General features: G+C 69.8%; 28 protein-coding genes. All 28 read left to right on the forward strand.

Features of this window, described 5'->3' with window-relative positions; translation table 11 throughout:
* Positions 1-3: 3 nt before the first annotated feature.
* The 28 genes from ACY34K_RS24425 (at position 4) to ACY34K_RS24560 (ending at position 17,331) form a co-directional block, all read left to right on the forward strand.
* Positions 4-174 carry a hypothetical protein gene (locus ACY34K_RS24425; RefSeq protein WP_462750652.1) on the forward strand — a complete coding sequence of 57 codons (171 nt, stop codon included), beginning with the start codon at positions 4-6 and terminating at the stop codon, positions 172-174.
* 491 nt (positions 175-665) lie between these two features.
* Positions 666-1,241, forward strand: coding sequence for a hypothetical protein (locus ACY34K_RS24430; RefSeq protein WP_462750654.1), 576 nt, complete (start codon positions 666-668; stop codon positions 1,239-1,241).
* A complete protein-coding gene (locus tag ACY34K_RS24435) occupies positions 1,241-1,558 on the forward strand; it encodes a hypothetical protein (protein ID WP_462750656.1) in 318 nt (105 codons plus the stop codon). The genes ACY34K_RS24430 and ACY34K_RS24435 overlap by 1 nt, the downstream gene beginning before the upstream one ends.
* A gap of 8 nt (positions 1,559-1,566) precedes the next feature.
* Complete coding sequence (locus tag ACY34K_RS24440) at positions 1,567-1,983, forward strand: DUF6221 family protein (RefSeq protein ID WP_462750658.1); 417 nt, start codon at positions 1,567-1,569, stop codon at positions 1,981-1,983.
* Positions 1,980-2,471 (forward strand): hypothetical protein, encoded by a 492-nt coding sequence (locus tag ACY34K_RS24445; RefSeq protein ID WP_462750660.1) that lies wholly within the window; start codon positions 1,980-1,982, stop codon positions 2,469-2,471. The genes ACY34K_RS24440 and ACY34K_RS24445 overlap by 4 nt, the downstream gene beginning before the upstream one ends.
* Positions 2,472-2,603: 132 nt before the next feature.
* Positions 2,604-3,317 (forward strand): hypothetical protein, encoded by a 714-nt coding sequence (locus ACY34K_RS24450; protein ID WP_462750662.1) that lies wholly within the window; start codon positions 2,604-2,606, stop codon positions 3,315-3,317.
* The gene (locus ACY34K_RS24455; RefSeq protein ID WP_462750664.1) at positions 3,314-3,496 is read left to right on the forward strand and encodes a hypothetical protein; all 183 of its coding nucleotides are present in this window, start codon (positions 3,314-3,316) and stop codon (positions 3,494-3,496) included. The genes ACY34K_RS24450 and ACY34K_RS24455 overlap by 4 nt, the downstream gene beginning before the upstream one ends.
* Positions 3,493-3,705, forward strand: coding sequence for a ribbon-helix-helix domain-containing protein (locus ACY34K_RS24460; protein WP_462750666.1), 213 nt, complete (start codon positions 3,493-3,495; stop codon positions 3,703-3,705). The genes ACY34K_RS24455 and ACY34K_RS24460 overlap by 4 nt, the downstream gene beginning before the upstream one ends.
* Entirely contained in the window at positions 3,702-4,820 is a 1,119-nt protein-coding gene (locus tag ACY34K_RS24465; RefSeq protein WP_462750668.1) for a hypothetical protein, read from the forward strand. The genes ACY34K_RS24460 and ACY34K_RS24465 overlap by 4 nt, the downstream gene beginning before the upstream one ends.
* Positions 4,817-5,248: a hypothetical protein gene (locus tag ACY34K_RS24470; protein ID WP_462750670.1), complete on the forward strand. Its 432-nt coding sequence runs from the start codon at positions 4,817-4,819 to the stop codon at positions 5,246-5,248. Before ACY34K_RS24465 ends, ACY34K_RS24470 begins: the two co-directional genes overlap by 4 nt.
* Positions 5,245-5,511, forward strand: a complete 267-nt coding sequence (locus ACY34K_RS24475) for a hypothetical protein (RefSeq protein WP_462750672.1) — start codon at positions 5,245-5,247, stop codon at positions 5,509-5,511. The genes ACY34K_RS24470 and ACY34K_RS24475 overlap by 4 nt, the downstream gene beginning before the upstream one ends.
* A gap of 127 nt (positions 5,512-5,638) precedes the next feature.
* Complete coding sequence (locus tag ACY34K_RS24480; protein WP_462750674.1) at positions 5,639-5,920, forward strand: hypothetical protein; 282 nt, start codon at positions 5,639-5,641, stop codon at positions 5,918-5,920.
* A 135-nt stretch (positions 5,921-6,055) separates the two neighbouring features.
* The gene (locus ACY34K_RS24485) at positions 6,056-6,286 is read left to right on the forward strand and encodes a hypothetical protein (RefSeq protein WP_462750676.1); all 231 of its coding nucleotides are present in this window, start codon (positions 6,056-6,058) and stop codon (positions 6,284-6,286) included.
* A 154-nt stretch (positions 6,287-6,440) separates the two neighbouring features.
* Complete coding sequence (locus ACY34K_RS24490) at positions 6,441-6,821, forward strand: phage tail fiber protein (protein ID WP_462750678.1); 381 nt, start codon at positions 6,441-6,443, stop codon at positions 6,819-6,821.
* A gap of 21 nt (positions 6,822-6,842) precedes the next feature.
* Positions 6,843-7,847, forward strand: a complete 1,005-nt coding sequence (locus ACY34K_RS24495; RefSeq protein ID WP_462750679.1) for a hypothetical protein — start codon at positions 6,843-6,845, stop codon at positions 7,845-7,847.
* A complete protein-coding gene (locus tag ACY34K_RS24500; RefSeq protein WP_462750681.1) occupies positions 7,838-8,125 on the forward strand; it encodes a hypothetical protein in 288 nt (95 codons plus the stop codon). The genes ACY34K_RS24495 and ACY34K_RS24500 overlap by 10 nt, the downstream gene beginning before the upstream one ends.
* Positions 8,126-8,143: 18 nt before the next feature.
* Positions 8,144-8,890: a glycosyltransferase family 2 protein gene (locus tag ACY34K_RS24505; protein WP_462750683.1), complete on the forward strand. Its 747-nt coding sequence runs from the start codon at positions 8,144-8,146 to the stop codon at positions 8,888-8,890.
* Positions 8,887-9,480 (forward strand): class I SAM-dependent methyltransferase, encoded by a 594-nt coding sequence (locus ACY34K_RS24510; protein ID WP_462750685.1) that lies wholly within the window; start codon positions 8,887-8,889, stop codon positions 9,478-9,480. The genes ACY34K_RS24505 and ACY34K_RS24510 overlap by 4 nt, the downstream gene beginning before the upstream one ends.
* On the forward strand, positions 9,480-10,361 hold the full coding sequence (locus tag ACY34K_RS24515; protein WP_462750687.1) for an NAD-dependent epimerase/dehydratase family protein: 882 nt from the start codon (positions 9,480-9,482) through the stop codon (positions 10,359-10,361). Before ACY34K_RS24510 ends, ACY34K_RS24515 begins: the two co-directional genes overlap by 1 nt.
* A gap of 17 nt (positions 10,362-10,378) precedes the next feature.
* Positions 10,379-10,741: a hypothetical protein gene (locus ACY34K_RS24520; protein WP_462750689.1), complete on the forward strand. Its 363-nt coding sequence runs from the start codon at positions 10,379-10,381 to the stop codon at positions 10,739-10,741.
* Positions 10,734-10,976 (forward strand): hypothetical protein, encoded by a 243-nt coding sequence (locus ACY34K_RS24525; protein WP_462750691.1) that lies wholly within the window; start codon positions 10,734-10,736, stop codon positions 10,974-10,976. Before ACY34K_RS24520 ends, ACY34K_RS24525 begins: the two co-directional genes overlap by 8 nt.
* A 294-nt stretch (positions 10,977-11,270) precedes the next feature.
* A complete protein-coding gene (locus tag ACY34K_RS24530) occupies positions 11,271-11,480 on the forward strand; it encodes a hypothetical protein (protein ID WP_462750693.1) in 210 nt (69 codons plus the stop codon).
* Positions 11,481-11,758: 278 nt separating this feature from the next.
* Positions 11,759-11,926, forward strand: a complete 168-nt coding sequence (locus ACY34K_RS24535) for a hypothetical protein (RefSeq protein ID WP_462750695.1) — start codon at positions 11,759-11,761, stop codon at positions 11,924-11,926.
* 242 nt (positions 11,927-12,168) lie between these two features.
* On the forward strand, positions 12,169-12,810 hold the full coding sequence (locus ACY34K_RS24540; protein WP_462750697.1) for a bifunctional DNA primase/polymerase: 642 nt from the start codon (positions 12,169-12,171) through the stop codon (positions 12,808-12,810).
* A 131-nt stretch (positions 12,811-12,941) separates the two neighbouring features.
* Complete coding sequence (locus ACY34K_RS24545) at positions 12,942-13,340, forward strand: phage terminase small subunit (RefSeq protein WP_462750699.1); 399 nt, start codon at positions 12,942-12,944, stop codon at positions 13,338-13,340.
* On the forward strand, positions 13,312-15,090 hold the full coding sequence (locus ACY34K_RS24550) for a terminase (RefSeq protein WP_462750701.1): 1,779 nt from the start codon (positions 13,312-13,314) through the stop codon (positions 15,088-15,090). Before ACY34K_RS24545 ends, ACY34K_RS24550 begins: the two co-directional genes overlap by 29 nt.
* Positions 15,087-16,529, forward strand: coding sequence for a phage portal protein (locus ACY34K_RS24555; protein WP_462750703.1), 1,443 nt, complete (start codon positions 15,087-15,089; stop codon positions 16,527-16,529). The genes ACY34K_RS24550 and ACY34K_RS24555 overlap by 4 nt, the downstream gene beginning before the upstream one ends.
* Positions 16,510-17,331, forward strand: a complete 822-nt coding sequence (locus tag ACY34K_RS24560) for a VG15 protein (RefSeq protein WP_462750705.1) — start codon at positions 16,510-16,512, stop codon at positions 17,329-17,331. The genes ACY34K_RS24555 and ACY34K_RS24560 overlap by 20 nt, the downstream gene beginning before the upstream one ends.
* The last annotated feature ends 64 nt before the right edge of the window (positions 17,332-17,395 follow it).

The raw sequence follows: 17,395 nt of genomic DNA on the forward strand, positions 1-17,395 counted from the left end.
CCCGTGCCCCAAACCAAGCCCCGCAGCCGCACCCGCTCCATGAGAGTGACCGCCCGTCTCCCCGACGGGCGGCTCCTCATCGCACACCTCGACCCCCACACCCCCGAACACCACAGCCCCCTCAAACGCCACCTCCGCGCCGCCGGCATCCACCCCGCCACCCGCGAACACTGACAGCGACGCGAGCGACCCAGCCCCGAACCAAGGGATACCGACCCCGCAGACCACGCCCGCCTACGCCACACTTGACCCGCACGCCGGATAACGCCCGGCACTGGCCCCCGCCGCGCACCCCGTCGCGGCGGGGCCTTCGTCGAAGAAAGGAGCGAAAGACGACCATGCCGCCCGTCCTGATCCCGATCGTCATCCTGGGCATGGCCTACGCCGCTGCCTGTACCTTCTACGGAGCACGGCCCGGCGCGCCGCTCTGGCTACGGTGGCCCCACCGGTTCTGGGCACGAATGCTGGACGGCCCCCACCAACCCCGCCGACCACGACGGTGACGGGGGATACCGGCCCGGACAACCCGCCGTCCGCCTGGCACGCTGGGGCGTGATGGAGCACCGCCCGGCTGTACACCAGGCGGTCCACGGAGGCCCGCGCGAACCTCGTGCTCCCGAGCTGGGTTGAACCCTGGGCCTCCATCAACACGCAACGAGGAGCCCGTGAACCAGCCCACCAACCCCACGCCCCCGGTCTCACCCGCCGCCCTCGCCGCCGCCACCTGGTGGGCACAGCAGATCCACCGCACCCGGCCTGAGACCGATGGCCTCCACCCCGACCAGACCCGAGACCAGGCGTACACCGTCCTAGCTGGCATCGGCCTCCGCGCACGGCTCCTCCAAGCCGCGCCGCCGGTGACCGACGAGAACGCCACCAGGTTCGTCGAAGCCCTGGCCTACCGCATCACCGCCCTGGCCGACCGCATCACCGCCAGCCTGTCCGACGGCGTCATACGCCTCACCGTGGACTACGCCCCCTGCCGAACCCTCGCTGAAGCAGCCGACACCGCCGGCATCAATCACCAGCACTTCCCGCACAAGACCGCGACGAACGTCCGCCCCGACCACGTCCTCGCCAAAGCCGGCTACGGCGCCCCCTTCCGCCTCATCTGGGCCGCACCCGGCTGGCAGCACCCGCCCTGCAGCGCCCGCCGATGGTCCGACAAAGCAGACGACTACACCGGAGACGAGTGCACCCAACCCCGCTGGCACCACAGCCCCTGTGACTGGAGCACGTGATGGCCCACAGCCCCTACCCGAACCCCGACCGCGCGCTCCGCCACCTCGCCCGCCGCACCCCCGCGCCCGAGCCGACGGAACGCCAGCAGCGCCTCGCCGCACAGGCGAACGCCGCCCTGGCCGCCGCCAGCGCCGTGCTGCGCCCCTTCGTCGAGGGCCTGCGCCGCCCCAGCGGCGGCACGATCCCCCTGTACACACCCTCGGCCGGCGAGCACCCCGTCCTGCTGTCTCCGGGCCGGGTGTCGCCGGACGTACGCCGCTACCTGCCCGACGAGATGATCGAACGCATCAACAGGCCCCGCCACCCGCGCGCATGATGGCCGACATGAACGACCTCGTTGAGTTCCTTCTCGAACGGCTCGGCGAGGACGAGGCGGCGGCACGGGCTTGGCCAGAGGATCAGCAACTCTGGGAAGAGCGCGGCCCACGCCACCTCAGCTACGCTTCCGGCAGCGGAGAGCAGGTCTCGGCGGTCAGCGTGGGCGGGAATGGCCCGCTCGGCTGGGAACGGATCTACATCAAGCGCGATGGCGTAGGACTCGCCGCCCACGTGGCCCGCCACGCTCCGGCCCGCGTGCTCGCCGAGGTCGACGCCAAGCGGCGGATCGTGCAAGGGATCGCCGACGCCGACCCGTACGGCGCGCACATCACCGGCGTCTTCACCGCCTGGGACGCGCTTCGTCTGCTGGCCCTGCCGTACGCCGACCACCCCGACTACCAGGAGGAGTGGCGGCCCCGATGACCTACCACCCGGTGATCTACCTGCACTGCGCCGCCCCCGTCGGCCAAGACACCGCCCAGATCCAGATGCCCGTCTCCCGGGAGCTGTGGGAATCCGGCGCCGAGATGCAGCAGACGCTGCGCGACCGGGCCCGAGCCGAGCTCGAGAACTTCGTGTACTCGGAGACCGGTATACGCCTCCCGGACGACCACGTCGCGGCGCTCGATGTCACCGTCGACGACCCCGCTGACCGACCGCCACCTCCGACACGCAGCACCGTCGAACTTGTGGGCGGCCCGGCCGATGGCCAGCGCATGGGGTGGGACACCTACCCGCCGCCGCCAGCCATTGAGCACTACCAGACAAGCGGGCTCGACATCACCGACACGGAACCTCGACCCCTCCGCAGGCTCTTGTACCTGCCCATCCTCGACGACATGGGCTTTCAGAGCCGCAGCGACGACGGAGCCTGGTTCTACCGCTTCCGCCCCGACAGCGCCCGGGGATAGCGGCCCGGACAAAGCCGGTTGAGCACGAAACGATGGTCATGCACGGCCCGTCCCGCCCCCAGAGGTCCCCCGTTCCTCTCCGCGGGCAGGGCGGGCCGTGTCACCTCCGCCCACCGCCGAGGAGCGACCACCGTGCGACCCACCCACCCCGCCCCCGCCGACACCCCGGCCGACGACTACGAGTGGCCCACCTGCACGACCCCCACCTGCCGCCGCCCCCTCTGGCACGAAGAACTTCATCGCCACGCCTGCCGGCCCTGCCAGATCAAAACCCGCACCCGGCTCACCGAACTCCCCGCCCTGTTCACCCAGCTCAACACCACCACCCAGCACATGCGCGGCACCCGCCCCGGCTCCGGTACGCCCAGCGGAACGAAAACCCCGCCCCTCCCGCTCCGCCTCGACGTCGTCAACCTCACCGGCCCCGGAGGCATAGCCGCCCGCCTCCAAGCCATCGAAGACGCCTGGCGCCACGCCCTCGGCCGCCGCATCGGCACCTGGCCCGGCTCACCCGCCCAGGCCATACCCATCCACATCGACTTCCTCGTCATCAACCTCGAACGCGCCTGCGAAACCTACGACAGCGTCGGCCAGGACATCGACGACATCCGCCGCCTCCACGCCGAAACCCTCACCGCCCTCAGCGGCGAAACCCGCCCCGGCCGCATTGACATCGGCCCCTGCCCCACCCCCGACACCACCGGCACCCCCTGCGGCCAGCCCCTCACCGCCGCCACCAACAACCACCGCATCCACTGCCACACCTGCGGAACCCGCTGGGAAACCCTCAACGACTGGCGACGCCTCCGCACCGACCAGCAGAACCTCACCGGAGCCGCCGCATGAAGACCACCGCAAACCCCGCCCACCTAGAACCCTCACCGGCCCTCACCGCGGCCCGCGCCCTCGCCCAGCACGGCAACCACGTCCACTACGTCGCCGACAGCGAAATCCGCTGCCTCAGCCGCCACTGCCGCCGCCGCGGACGCCCCACCACCGCCCTCAACCGGCACGGCCTGCTATGACCGGCCCCGGCCGCACCCCCGCCCGCCGCCACCAGCGCCTCGCCGTCCCCCTCGACGAACTCTCCGCCGCGATCATCCGCCGCTACCGCCGCGAAGGAACCGACGCAGACACCATCCGCCGCGCCCTCCGCCTCCTCGCCCAAGCAGACGGACACCTCACCCCCGCCGGCCGCCTCATCGCCGACCGCGCCCAAGGACAGCGCCCATGACAGACCCCACCCGACTCAGAAGCCTCCTCGGCCAATGGGTTACCGTCACCAACCCCCACCGGCCAGCCTCCTGGCACGGCAAGCTCATCGGCCTCGCCGACGACCCCAGCGTCATCCTCCAAACCCCCACCGGCCAGCAAGCCTGCCTGCCCCAGTCGTTCACCATCGAACCCGCCGAAGAACCACCCCCACCACCCCCGAACGACCTTGCCGCCCAAGTGGACCTGTTCACGAAACAGGCGGCCGAGCTCCGAGACCTCCGCGCCCAGCTCAAGGCATCCAAACAGCGCGAGTGCGACGCCCTCTGCCGCGACGCCCAGGACGACCGAGACGACCTCCAGCGGAAGCTCACCGAAGCCCAGAACGAACTCGCCGCCCTCCGTATCGAACACGGCCACCTGCGCGAGCAGCTCATCCGCACCTCCCAGCGGGCACACCGCTGGTGGAACGCCTGGCGCTCCGCCCGAGCCCGGGCCCTCACCCACGCTGACCAGCGCGACGCTTGGCGCCACCTCGCCCGCCAAGACGGCCCCACCGACGACACCTGCGTCCGGCACGCAGACCTCCTGGCCGGCATCGGCTACCCCGTCCGCTGCCCCCACTGCCCACCCGACGCCACACCCATCCCGCCCACCCACTGGACCAAGCACATACAGCGCCACCACCCGGAAACCCCGATGCCCGAGCCCACCCCCGCCGAGCACTGCGGCGACGTCGTGGACCTTCCCGTCAGCGGCGGCACCACCGAATGCATCCTCCGCCCCGGCCACTCCGGTAGTCATGCCGACGAGAACGGCACACGCTGGCGGCGCCACACACCCGCCCCCACCACAGCCGACCTCCGCGGCCAGGTCGCTGAGTCGATCGCCACATGGGCCGACCACGACAGCGCCGACATCTTCCAAGCCGTCACCGCCGTGCTGCGAGTGCCCGCCATCGCCGAAGCCCTCACCGCCGTCGACCGGATGCGAGCCCTGCACCAGCCCGTAAAGGACTGGAGCTGGAACATCTTCGGCTGCAAGCACGACGGCAAACACGACCAGCTCTGCGCATGCTGCCGCACCTGTTACCCGTGCCCCACCCTCGCCGTTCTTGACCCGCAGGGGCCGTCGTGACCGACCTCCACGGCTGGATCACCCAGCAAGTCGACCAGGTCGAGCAGCTCCTCGCCGAAGGCGAATGGCCGCCGAGCCAGGACGACGGTGTCCGGCTCCGCTGTGAAGCCGACCGGCGCATCCTCGCCCGGCACCGCCTCGCCACCGAATGGTCGTGGGCCCACGGAGCCCCATGCCACGGCTGCGGCACCGAAGGCGACTGTGACGACCCCGTCACCGAGAACCTGAACGACTGCCCCGAGCTCCTCGACCTGGCTCACGCCCACGGCATCACCGACGAGATCCTCGCCAGCCTCGACCGACCCCAGCCGCCGGAGCGGCAGGTGCGCGACAGTGACCTCCTTGGACCCCAGTGGCGCCTCATCGGCACCCCCATGGCCGACGTACCACCCACGCTCCGCGGCCCCAACTGGAAGGCAGACCAATGAGTGAGACCGTGGAGGGACTCATCCTCAGCGCGCTGGTCCTCCTCCTGGTGGCCATCGTCTGCCGTCAAGACCGACGCATCCGCTACCTGCAGCACATCGCAGGCAATCGCGACGACTGGAAGACCCGCTGCCACCACTGCGGCAAACCCATGCGCGACACCGCAGCACTCGTCAGATCCCAGCCCGGGCCCGACAGCACCACCCGAGCCGTCTTCCACCTGGAACGCCCCGCATGTGCAGCCGCCGCCAACACGACTGAATGACCGAATGACTTGACACATGGCAGCTGTAACGGTATTCCTTGATCGTGGCACTCTTGTCACACCACGCTCCCTCAACTCTCACCGACTTCATTCCGGTGGGGGTTTTCGCATGCTCGGGGGAGGTGACGTGGTCGCCTTCCCGAACCCCGACACGCTTGAGCTTCACTTCGACCAGCTCGAGCACGGCAGCCAGCTCGGTGACCGCCACGAAGCCGCCCGCGCCGCCGGCGTCAAGCCCGGCACCATCAGCGTCTGGGTCAGCCGCGGCAAGATCGAGCCCGTCATCGCTGGCCCTGAGCCGCTGTTCCACATCCCCACCGTCCAAGCCGCCGCCCGAGCCGGCCGCAAGTACACCCCCAGCGACCCGGCTGCAAACAGCCGGCGTCCCCACAGGCACACAGCGGCCTGACCCTCAAGCGCCTGTGCTGGTGGGCACAGGCGGGGCCTCGACGCGCCCACCGCGCTCGGCCCCACGTCCGCCCGGTAAGGGCGTACCGGGCGGACACAAATCCTTCCCCACCCCGCACCAGAAGGGAGGCCCAGCATGGCGCTCGTCGAGATGACCGTCGCCGACGAACTCCTCCCCGACCTCCCCGACGTCCTCCTGCTGCTCCGCGCCCGCGAACGAGACCGGCACCCCGCCACCACCAGCGGCTGCACCATCGTCACCCTCGAAGTCGACAACGCCCCCGACGGCTGCCGCCGCGTGAAGCCGACGTTCCAGCGCACACCCCACGGCGTACGACTCATGTCCGTCACCTGGTACACCGACTAACCCCCACAGGCTCCGGTGCCGGACCAGCGGCGCCGGCTGTCTCGCAGCCTCTCCGCACCCACGCCAGGCAGCGAGACACCCGCTCCGGCCAGACCTGCCAGCGCGGCCGGAGCGGCCCCCAGCACCCACACGCATCCACCAAGGAGGGCCCGCCGTGGCATCTCTCAGCGACACCGCCGAGGACCGGGCCCTCAACTGGCTCACCGGCAACTCCACGACCGCCCCGACCCTGCCCCTCAAGGTCGCACTCGTCACCGCCAACGGCACCGACAGCGCAGCAGGCACGGAGGTGACCGGCGGCTCCTACGCCCGCCAGAACGTCACCTTCGCCGCCGCCTCCAGCGGAGCCACGGCCAACGCCACCGACGTCCTGTTCACCGGCATGCCCGCCGCCACGATCGTCGGCGTGGAGATCTGGGACTCCGCCGGCAGCCCCGTCCGCTGGTGGCACGGAGCGCTCACCGCGAACCGCACCACGCAGGCCGGTGATGAGCTCAAGCTGGCCGCGGGTGAGCTGGATCTGTCCTGCTCCTGACGACGCGAGGTGAGGTGAGCGATGCCCGGCTTCGACACCCTCACCGACGACTTCAACGACGGGACTCTCGACACCACCAAATGGTCCCAGTCCTACGGTGACCCGATCGAAGCCGACGGCCGGGCAAAGATTCCCTGCACGACCGGCTACGCGGGCCTGCGCTCCGCCAGCAGCTACACCCTCACCGGCTCCAGCGCCTACATGCGGATCTACCCCCCGGCCGCCGCCGGCGCCGCGTCCGCCGCCGCGAGCATCTTCGTGCAGACCAGCACGGGCGGCACCGACGCCGGGTTCCTCATCGACACCGCAGGCAACGCCGTCGGTCTCTACCTCCGCGAAGGCTACGCAGACCCTGGCGCGATCTTCCTGACCTACGACCCGGTCGCCCACGCCTGGATCCGCATCCGCGAAACCGCAGGCACCCTCTACTGGGACACCAGCGCGGACGGCCTCACCTGGACGAACCGCCGCACCGCGACCAGCCCCGCCTGGGCAGGCAATAGCGACTTGTCGATCGTCATCGAAGGCCACCGCGACACCGGCACCGACAACTACGTCGAAGCCGACAACTTCAACGTCCCGCCGTTCTCGACGATCGAGGCGTCCGCGTCCCTGACCGCGACGAGTTCCCTGGCCGCCGACGCCACCCGCACCGCCCTCACCGCAGCAGCTTTGACGGCCGACAGCACCGCGCAAGCCGCCGCCGTACGCACCGCCCGGGCCTCAACCACCCTCACCGGCGCCAGCGCCCTAACAGCGGCCGCAACCCGCACCGCCATCGCAAACAGCACCCTCACCGCGATCAGCGCCCTCACCGCGGCCGCCCTGCGCACCACCAACGCCACGGCGACGCTCAGCAGCGGAACCAGCCTCACCCCCACAGCCGTACGCACCGCCCGCGCCACCGCGGCCCTCACAGCCGTCAGCAGCCTGACCGCAGCCGGCGCCGTCACCGTCCCCGTCGACGCAGACGTCACCATCAGCGAGCCCTTCAGCCGGTGGAAGGTGAGCAAGCCGTGGATCTAGCCGCCTCCAGCAGCGAATACCTCCACATCACCGTCACAGCCACCGCCGACGGCGACCCCCTCACCCTCTCCACCCCGCCACAGATCGCCGTCATCCCCGGCAACGCCAACCCCGACAGCGACGACTGGCAGACCGCGACCTGGGCCGGCAGCAACGCCCGCCTCCGCCTCGGCCCCTCAGGCCTGCAGCTCACACCCGGCACCTACTGGGCATGGGTCAAGTTCACCGCCGGCTCCGAAACCCCCGTACGCCGATCAGGCCGCATCCGCATCTACTAGCCCAAGGGAGCCCGCGCCATGGCCAGCGACGACCTGCTGATGATCGTGCCCACCCGCGGCCGCCCCGACAGCGTCCCCGCCATCCTCGACTGCTGGCGACAGACCGGCGCCACAGCCGACCTGCTGTTCGCCGTCGACGACGACGACCCCACGCTGCCCGGCTACCGCCAGCACATGGAGACCCTCAACGACCCGCGCGTCCACTGGACGACAGGGCCACGGCTCCGCCTGTGCGGCACCCTCAACCAGGTCGCCGTCGACATGGCGCCCCACTACCGGTTCCTTGCCTTCATGGGCGACGATCATCGCCCCCGCACGGCTGGCTGGGACGAACGCTTCCGGATCTGCCTCTCCGGCGGCCCCGGAGTCGTCTACGGCAACGACCTGCTGATGGGCGAACGCATGCCCACCGCCGTCGCCATGACCAGCGACATCGTCCAAACCCTGGGGTACTTCAGTCCGCCGAGCCTGGTCCACCTGTGCCTCGACCTCGTCTGGCTCGACTGGGGCCGCGGCATGGAGCGGATCACCTACCTGCCCGACGTGGTCCTCGAGCACATGCACCCCGCGAACGGCAAAGCCCAGCTCGACGCCGGCTACCTCGAGTGCAACAGCTCAGAACAGTCCACCGCCGACGCGACCGCCTACTACGACTACCGCGACAACGGCGGCCTCGAAGCCGACCTGGCCAAACTCCGAACCCTCGTCGACTACGCCCACTACCAGCCCCGGCACGTCATGGGCATCGAGGAGGGAGCAGCATGAGCGCCGACGACATCATCGCCGCCTGGAACGAAGCCGACCCCGCCGCAATCCACCCCACCCGCAGCGTGTCCGAAGACGCCTACCGGGCCTCCGGCGAAGCACAGGCTGACCTCCTCGCCACCGTCCTCCCCAAGGGCTGCAAGGTCGTCGACTTCGGCTGCGGAGACGGCCGTGTCGCCATCCCCCTCCGCCAGCTCGGCTACGACGTCACCGCCGCCGACGCCTCCCCCGCCATGCTCACCCGGCTCACCGACCGCGACCCCGACATGCCCACCGTCCTCAGCGTCGGCACCGACCTCGCCCAGCAGCTCGGCAAGAAGACAGACGCCGTCGTCTCCCTCGCCGTCCTCATCCACCACGACTACGACGCGTGCGAACAGATCATCGAAGGACTCCGCGCCGCAGTCAGGGCCAACGGGCTCCTCATCCTCGACTGGCCCGAATCAGACCAGCCGGCCGAGGCAGGATCGTGGATCGGCGTCACCACCTGGTCCCGCGAACAGCAGGACACCATCTGCAAGCGCATCGGACTCAAGCGCCTCGACACCGACCTCCCCTGGCCGGTGTTCCGCGCGGTCAAGGCGGGCTGATGCGCGTCCTCCTCACCGGCGCCTCCGGCTTCGTCGGCCGCCACCTCCACCGCGCCCTCCTCACCCGAGGCGACGACGTCACGGCGATCGACATCAAGCCCTCCAAGGACGTCCAGTACACCGACGCCCTCGACTACTTCCGGAACGCCGACAGCCGCTACGACCTCGCCATCCACTGCGCCGCCCTCGTCGGCGGCCGCGCCAGCATCGACGGCTCACCGCTCGGCGTCGCCACCAACCTCGCCCTCGACGCCTGGTACATGCGCTGGCTCGCCCGCAACCACATCCCCCGCGCCGTCTACTTCAGCTCCTCCGCCGCCTACCCCGTCGCGCTGCAGCAGCCCGGACCCATCCACCGGCTCACCGAGACCGACATCGACTACGCCCAGCCCGGCCGGCCCGACGCCACCTACGGACTCGCCAAGCTCACCGGCGAACAGCTCTGCCAGCACACCGCCTCCGAAGGCACCCGCATGACAGTCCTTCGCCCCATGTCCGGCTACGGCGAAGACCAAGACCCCGCCTACCCCTTCCCCGCCTTCATCGAGCGAGCACTCGACCTCAAGGACCCGTTCGAGATCTGGGGCCACGGAGACTCCACCCGCGACTGGATCCACGTGAGCGACCTCGTCGCAGCCACCCTCACCGCCGTCGACCAAGGCATCACCGGCCCCGTCAACCTCGGCACCGGCCGCGCCACCAGCTTCGACGAACTCGCCCACCTCGTCACCCAGGCCGCCGGCTACACACCCGAACTCAAGCACCTCGCCACCGCCCCCCAAGGCGTCCACCACCGCGTCTGCGACCCCACCCTCATGCACACCTTCTACGAGCCCCGCATCACGCTCGAAGAGGGCATCGCACGCGCACTCACCACCTGACCGAGAGGCCCGCGCCCATGGCCCGCATCCAGATCCTCGAGCTCCCCGAAGGCGCCGGAGACGACCGCCCGCCCTTCGTCCTTGTTATCGACCAAGTCGACGACGAACTCGCTGAAGACATCACCCGCTGGCCGGAGGACATCGCCACGCGAATCGGCGCTCGCCAGCTCCTCTGCTTCCCCGGCACCATCAACATCCCCGCCAACGAGGTCCCCGTCGACCCCGACGGATACCCCCTCAAGCTGCGCATCGAGCCCGACTTCGAAACCTTCCGCGAGCAGGTGCAGCAGGAGATCCACACCGCCCAAGAGAAGATGGCTCACGCCATGCGCGACATCCTCCGAGCCCAGCGCCAGGCACGGAGCGCAGACCATGGCTGAACAGAAGATCGGCCAGTTCCTCGACTCCCTCGGAGTCACCGCCGACCTCGACGACGAAGACATGGTCGCCGACGCCCTCGTCATCCTGAAGGTCATCCAGCCCGACGGCTCCATCGCCATGTCCATTGGCGCCACCGACAGCCAGGACTGGATCAACCAGCGCGGGCTCATCCACAGCGCCCTCGAAGCTACCCAAGGCGGCTTTACCCGCAGCGCCGACGAGGGAGACCGATGAGCGGCGGATGGAAGGGCTCCAACCGCGTCCAACGCCTCCCCTCCAACTGGCGGCGCATCAGAGCCCGCGTCCTCGAACGCGACCCGATCTGCAGGATCTGCGGCGTGCGACCCTCCACACACTGCGACCACATCAAAGCCAAGACCGACGACCACACCGAAGCCGGCCTCCAAGGCGTCTGCGCCGAATGCCACGCCCAGAAATCCAGCGCCGAAGGTCACGCCGCCCGGCAAGCGAACCCCCGCCCAGGACGCGCCCGCCCCGAAGAAGACCACCCCGGACGCAGGTGACCCCATGCCGGCCTACCTCATCCAGCACCCCGCCCAACAGCGCCGCGAAGACATCCTCGTCGAGGACCCCAACCTCACCCTCACCTTCCACGGCGCATGGGCAGTCTTCACCGACACCCACGGAACCTGCCTTGCCATACCCAGCGCGCAAGGAGCCCACATCCAGCGGGTAGACGAACACCAGGACCACGAGCCCGCGCCACCGAAGGAGTGATCAGCGTGGCCAAGGCACGAGGCAGTCGGGGCAACGCCAGCACCCTCAAGCGGTACTGGGGACAAGGCGCCGGCGCAGCCCGCATCCGATGGGGCACACCCGGAGACTTCACCAGGTGCAGCCGGCAGCTCGCCAAGTACCTGGGACCCAGGGCCAAGGGGTACTGCGCACAGCTCCACCGACAGCGCACCGGAGTATGGCCTGGAGACCGGAGGAACGTCGGCCGGCGCCGACGCTAGCCACCACCCAGGGCAGCCAGCACGCCAGGAGGGAGGACAGTGGCAGCCACCAGCACACTGCATGTCCACTGTCCCGAGTGCGACCAGGTCATACCGATCACCATCCAAGCCGAGCTCGCACGCGACCAGGACAACGCGCTCACCGTCAGCGTCGAACCCGACCTCACCGAACTGGCCGCCCACGCCTGGACCCACGCCAGCGACTGACCACCACCTCGCAGGCCAGCGGCCGGCCAGCGCCCCGAGGCTACCCGGGGGTGTACCCCCCTCCCCGCCGGCCTGGACATCGGGGCCGTATAGCACCTGAGGATCCGCCCGGGTTTCCAAGGCCCTGACCTGCGGCTTCTCGCGACCCCGCCCGGCCCGCTCCCGCCGTATCCGACCAGTCAGTCTCATTTCGCCTGGTCAGAAGCTTGTAGCCGTAACACGTGGGCCGGTAGGATGGAGGCATGCCCGCCACCCAGACCGCCCGCCGCACCCGGTGCGAGCGCTGCGCCGGCCCGCTGCCTGTGCTGGCTCGGGCCGACGCGCGGTACTGCAGTGGCCCTTGCCGCCAAGCCGCCTACCGGGAGCGCCGTGCCGAGCGGTCGTCCCGTGTGAAGGCCGAGCAGGTGGAGCGGATCCCAGCCGAGCTGACTGGTCGTGCGCGGTGGGTGCGGCATGCCGCGAAGCGCCCGATGCGTACGGACGGCAAGTGGGCGTCCGTTACGGACCCGTCCACCTGGTCCGACTACGCAACCGTCGCGGCTTGCCAGCTCGGTGAGGGCGTCGGCTTCGTCCTCACCGCTGGGGACCGGATGCTGGTGGTCGACCTGGACCACGCCGTCGAGGACGGGCAGGTGCTGCCCTGGGCACAGCGGATCATTGACGCGCTGCCTCCGACATACATGGAGCGCGGCCGCTCTGGTAGCGGCTTGCACCTGTGGTTCCGCGGCACCCTGCCGGCCGGTCGCCGGGTCCGGCGCGGAGAACTGGCGGTCGAGGCGTACGCGGACGGCCGCTACATCATCGTCGGTGACCGGGTTCCGGGTACGCCGCTTGAGCTTTCCGAGCTGCCGGATGCAGCCGGTGTCATCGCCTCGCTGATCTGACGCCCGGGTGGCGTCGCAGCAGGCATTCGTCTGTCTGCGGCGCCCTGGAGGCGCTGCGTGTTCGCGCCTGAAAGACCCGGGAGGTCGTCATGGGTGCTCGAGGTCCCATCGGGAAGCGTTCCGAGGAGCGCATGGGGCACCGGTCCAAGGAGGAGAAGGACTCCATCACCAAGGTCCCGGCAAACGTCGACATCGACTTGCCGGATCTTCCGGAGCCGGAGTCGACGTGGCATCCGATCGCTATCGACTGGTATCTGTCGCTGCGGCAGTCGGGTCAGGCGGTGTTCTACCAGCCGTCGGACTGGGCGACCGCGCGGTATGCGGCTGAGCTGATGTCGCGGGCCCTGGACAGTGAGAGGGCGCCGAACGGGCAGCTGATCGCCGCTCTCAACAGCGTCATGGGCAGTCTGCTGACGACCGAGGGAGACCGTCGTCGGGCCCGGGTTGAGCTGGAGCGGAGGAAAACCAAGCGGGACTCGCCGGCGAAGGTGACGGCGCTTGATGACTACCGCTCCGCCTTCGGTGGTTGACCGGGGGACGGTCGAGGAGGTCCCGGAGAAGGTCGAGCCGTTCGTCATCGGCCCGACGTGGACCCGCGGGGACGACGGCCTGTTCGTCCGCCCGGCGTTCACGCTCGGCTGGCATGTCCTGGTGTGGACGTCGAAGTACCTGCAGCTTGGGCGAGGCAGGCCGTGGCGGTACACCAACGAACAGGTCCGCCTGATCCTGTGGTGGTTCGCGATCGATCCGGACACGGGCGAGTTCCTCTATCGGGACGCGGTGCTGCAGCGCCTGAAAGGCTGGGGGAAGGACCCGTTCGGGGCGACGCTGTGCGCGGTCGAGTTCGTGGGCCCGTCGCGCTGGTCGGGTCAGACAGCCGGCCCTGACGACGAGGACGGCATTCCGGAAGGGCAGCCGGTCGGGCGGCCTCACCCAGACCCGTGGGTGCAGGTAGCGGCGGTCTCCAAGGACCAGACCCGCAACACGATGACGCTCTTCCAGTCGCTGTTCACCCCGGCAGCGTTTGCCGAATACGGCATCGACGTCGGCAAGGAAATCGTCTACGCCCACAAGGGCCTGGCCCGGATCGAAGCGGTCACCTCTTCGCCCCGAGCGCTTGAGGGTGGCCGTACGACCTTCACCCTCCTGAACGAGACGCACCACTGGATCGAGGCGAACCAGGGCCACGAGATGGCCGCCACGATCGAGCGGAACGCCACCAAGTCCGCCGACGGCGCGGCCCGTACCTTCGCCATCACCAACGCCTTCGAGCCGGGCGAGGACAGCGTCGCGGAGCAGACCCGTGACGCCTACGAGGCTTTCGAAGCTGGCCGAACCGAAGACCCGGGCATCCTCTACGACTCGCTGGAGGCGCCGCCGGAGGCCAAGCTGACCAAGGCGTGGATCCCCAAGGTCCTCGAGGCGGTCCGCGGGGACTCGGTGTGGCTGAACATCCCCCGCATCATGAAGTCCATCCTCGACGTGCGGAATCCGCCGAGCCGCTCTCAGCGGTTCTGGTACAACCGCGTGGTCGCCGCGGAGGACTCGTGGATGGCCCGCTACGAGTGGGACGCCTGCAAGCGGGAAGACCTGGCCCTGGCCGACGGCGACGAGATCGTCATGTTCTTCGACGGCTCCAAGTCCGACGACGCCACCGGGCTTGCGGCCTGCCGAATGTCCGACGGGCTGGTCGTCACGCTCGGGGTGTGGCAGAAGCCTCCGAACTGGCCGGCGCCGAACACGCCGGGCTACGTGCCCTGGTCGGTTCCCCGGGACGACGTCGACGGCGTCGTCGATAACGCCTTCGCCCACTACCGGGTACTGGCGTTCTTCGCCGACCCAGGATCTGGGCAGGACGACGACGGAGAGCTGTACTGGGACGCCTACCTCGATCGGTGGGGCCAGACCTACGGCAAGAAGCTCCTGCAGCGGGCCGTCACCACCGGCCCGAAGCAGCACGCGGTCCGCTGGGACATGCGCGCCAAGACGCACCAGGAACAGTTCACCGACGCCGTCAAGCGCACCCACAAAGACGTCCTCGAACGGACCCTCATCCACGACGGCAACCGCGTCATGCGGACCCACGTCATCAATGCACGGCGCCGCACCAACCAGTGGGGCATCACGATCGGCAAGGAGCACCGCGAGAGCGCCCGGAAGATCGACCTGGCCGTGTGCATGATCGGCGCGCGGATGCTGCGCCGCCTGGTCCTGAACTCCCCAAAGCACGCGAACCGGCCGAAGGGCCGCGGTAAAGGACGGGTGGTGGTGCTGCGGTGACTGTCTCCATCCCCGAGCTGCCGCTGGTGACGCTGTCGGACGACGAGCTGGCGCTCATCAGCGTCCTGCGCGCCGACATGCTGCAGGACCGGTGGCGCCTTCAGCTGCTGGACGCGTACTTCAACGGCGAGCAGCTGGTCCGCGATCTCGGAATCAGCATCCCGCCGCAGCTCAAGAGCCTCCACACGGTCATCGGCTGGCCGAGGATCGGCGTGGAGTCCCTCGAGGAACGCCTCGACCTGGAAGCGTTCCGGTGGGCGGACGGCCGTTCCGCGGCCGACCTGGACGAGATCTCCGCGGCGAACGACCTGTTCGACGAGTCGAGCCTGGCGCATCTCGACGCGCTGACCTACGGCCGCTCCTATCTCACCGTCGGTTCAGGCGAGGACGACGGCCCGCCGCTCATGTCGATCGAGTCCCCGCTCGACATGACCCTGCTGTGGGATGCGCGCCTGCGCATGGCACGCGCTGGGCTACGCGAGTGCCAGCCCGACAGCCTGGCGGAGTCGTGGCCTGATGACCGGATGGTCGTGCTGTACCTGCCCGACCAGACGATCCAGGCGATCCCTACGGATTCGGGTGGCTGGGAGGTCGTGGACCGGGACATGCACGGCCTGGGCGTGGTGTCGGTGCTGCGGCTGGCGAACCGGCAGCGCGCCGCTGACCGGGTCGGCCGGAGCGAGATCACCCCGGAAGTCATGTCCATCACGGATGCCGCATGCCGCCGGCTGATGGGCATCGAGGTGGCAGCCGAGTTCTTCGGCGCGCCGGCCCGCTACATCCTCGGCGCTTCCGAGTCCGCCTTTCAGGACGCAGAGGGCAACGCAAAGAGCGCGTGGGAGACGTACATCGGCCGCGTCCTGGCGCTGGAGCGGGACGAGGACGGCAACGTCCCCACGGTCGGCACGTTCCCCGCGCACGACCCGTCCGGCCAGACAAAGATCATCGACCTGTACGCCAGGATCATGGCGACACAGTTCGGGCTGCCGCCGCACATGCTCGGCTACACCACGGACAACCCGGCCTCCGCGGACGCGATCCGCTCGACCGAAGCCAAGCTGGTGAAGAAGGCTGAGCGGCGGATCCGCCGGTTCGGGGCCACGTGGCAGCAGGCGATGCGGCTGGCGCTGTGGGTCCGTGACGGGGAGCCGCCGGACAAGTCCCGCCGCATCGAAACCGTGTGGCGTAACCCTGCAACCCCGACGCTTGCCGCTCAGACCGACGCCGCCGTGAAGCTGGTGGAGGCCGGTGTCCTTCCCAGAGACAGCGACGTCGTCCTGGAAATGGCAGGCCTGACCGAGGGACAGCGGCGCCGGGTGCGCGCCGAGCGACGTCGCGCCGCCGGCACCGCGCTCCTGAACCGTCTGGCCGGCCCGGACAACACGACGGCGGACAGCGCGCCAGGACCGGAGGCTGCCGATGGCCTCGAGGGTCTCTGACAGCGACGACGGCGCGGCCCGTCTGCGCCGAGCCCAGCAGCAGGTGGGACGCAACCTGGTCCGCGACATGCGGGCCCTGCGCCGCCTGATCCGGCCCGGCCGTCTCCAAGCGTCCGTCCCCGCCTGGATAGAGGCGGTCCGCGCGCTGGTGGGGGAGTACTCGACCGCCTCAGCGACGCTGGCCGCCCAGTTCTACGAAGGCCAGCGAGACGACGCAGGCATCACCAGCCGCTTCACCGTCCCCATCCCGGATCCCGCGCCGGACGAGCAGATCGACCAGACGCTGCGCTGGGCCACCAAGGACCTGTGGCCCCGCGACCCTGAGGCGTCGACAACGACCGACGCGCAGCGCCAGACCCTGGAGGTCCGCCTGGACCAGGCAGAGAAGAAAGCGGAGGGCGCCATGGAGCGCCTGGTGCTGAACTCCGGACGGCAGACCATCCGCGAAGCCGTCGACCGTGACCCCGGCGCGGTCGCCTACGCGCGGGCCGCTGCCCTCGGCGCCTGCTCCTTCTGCAAGGTGCTCGCGTCCAGAGGCGCCGTCTATGGCGATCTTGATCGGGCTGGACGTGACGCTAACGAGCTGTTCACCGGCGACGACAGCGTCATCAAATTCCACAATTCGTGCCGGTGCCAGCCCATCCCGGTCTTCCGCGGGCAGCGCTTCGAGCTGTCACCGCACGCTGCGGAGTGGGACCGCATCTACCGCGAGTACGCCGCCCCCTACCCCGGCGAACAGCTCCTGCGGTTCCGGCATGCGCTCGCCGAGCACGACCGGCACCCGCTGCCGGCCGGCCACTGACTGACCCCCTTTCACGGGCCGCCCTGGTGGCGGCCCTTCGTCATTCCCAGCCCCTGGAGGGCCG

This window comes from Streptomyces sp. STAM6 (genome assembly GCF_054963715.1).

Excerpts from the sequence above, each read along its gene's own strand:
- ACY34K_RS24435 (WP_462750656.1), top strand. The coding sequence starts at position 1,241 with ATGGCCCACAGCCCCTACCCGAACCCCGACCGCGCGCTCCGCCACCTC.
- ACY34K_RS24440 (WP_462750658.1), top strand. The coding sequence starts at position 1,567 with ATGAACGACCTCGTTGAGTTCCTTCTCGAACGGCTCGGCGAGGACGAG.
- ACY34K_RS24445 (WP_462750660.1), top strand. The coding sequence starts at position 1,980 with ATGACCTACCACCCGGTGATCTACCTGCACTGCGCCGCCCCCGTCGGC.
- ACY34K_RS24455 (WP_462750664.1), top strand. The coding sequence starts at position 3,314 with ATGAAGACCACCGCAAACCCCGCCCACCTAGAACCCTCACCGGCCCTC.
- ACY34K_RS24460 (WP_462750666.1), top strand. The coding sequence starts at position 3,493 with ATGACCGGCCCCGGCCGCACCCCCGCCCGCCGCCACCAGCGCCTCGCC.
- ACY34K_RS24465 (WP_462750668.1), top strand. The coding sequence starts at position 3,702 with ATGACAGACCCCACCCGACTCAGAAGCCTCCTCGGCCAATGGGTTACC.
- ACY34K_RS24475 (WP_462750672.1), top strand. The coding sequence starts at position 5,245 with ATGAGTGAGACCGTGGAGGGACTCATCCTCAGCGCGCTGGTCCTCCTC.
- ACY34K_RS24485 (WP_462750676.1), top strand. The coding sequence starts at position 6,056 with ATGGCGCTCGTCGAGATGACCGTCGCCGACGAACTCCTCCCCGACCTC.
- ACY34K_RS24495 (WP_462750679.1), top strand. The coding sequence starts at position 6,843 with ATGCCCGGCTTCGACACCCTCACCGACGACTTCAACGACGGGACTCTC.
- ACY34K_RS24505 (WP_462750683.1), top strand. The coding sequence starts at position 8,144 with ATGGCCAGCGACGACCTGCTGATGATCGTGCCCACCCGCGGCCGCCCC.
- ACY34K_RS24510 (WP_462750685.1), top strand. The coding sequence starts at position 8,887 with ATGAGCGCCGACGACATCATCGCCGCCTGGAACGAAGCCGACCCCGCC.
- ACY34K_RS24515 (WP_462750687.1), top strand. The coding sequence starts at position 9,480 with ATGCGCGTCCTCCTCACCGGCGCCTCCGGCTTCGTCGGCCGCCACCTC.
- ACY34K_RS24520 (WP_462750689.1), top strand. The coding sequence starts at position 10,379 with ATGGCCCGCATCCAGATCCTCGAGCTCCCCGAAGGCGCCGGAGACGAC.
- ACY34K_RS24525 (WP_462750691.1), top strand. The coding sequence starts at position 10,734 with ATGGCTGAACAGAAGATCGGCCAGTTCCTCGACTCCCTCGGAGTCACC.
- ACY34K_RS24530 (WP_462750693.1), top strand. The coding sequence starts at position 11,271 with ATGCCGGCCTACCTCATCCAGCACCCCGCCCAACAGCGCCGCGAAGAC.
- ACY34K_RS24540 (WP_462750697.1), top strand. The coding sequence starts at position 12,169 with ATGCCCGCCACCCAGACCGCCCGCCGCACCCGGTGCGAGCGCTGCGCC.
- ACY34K_RS24545 (WP_462750699.1), top strand. The coding sequence starts at position 12,942 with ATGGGGCACCGGTCCAAGGAGGAGAAGGACTCCATCACCAAGGTCCCG.
- ACY34K_RS24550 (WP_462750701.1), top strand. The coding sequence starts at position 13,312 with ATGACTACCGCTCCGCCTTCGGTGGTTGACCGGGGGACGGTCGAGGAG.
- ACY34K_RS24560 (WP_462750705.1), top strand. The coding sequence starts at position 16,510 with ATGGCCTCGAGGGTCTCTGACAGCGACGACGGCGCGGCCCGTCTGCGC.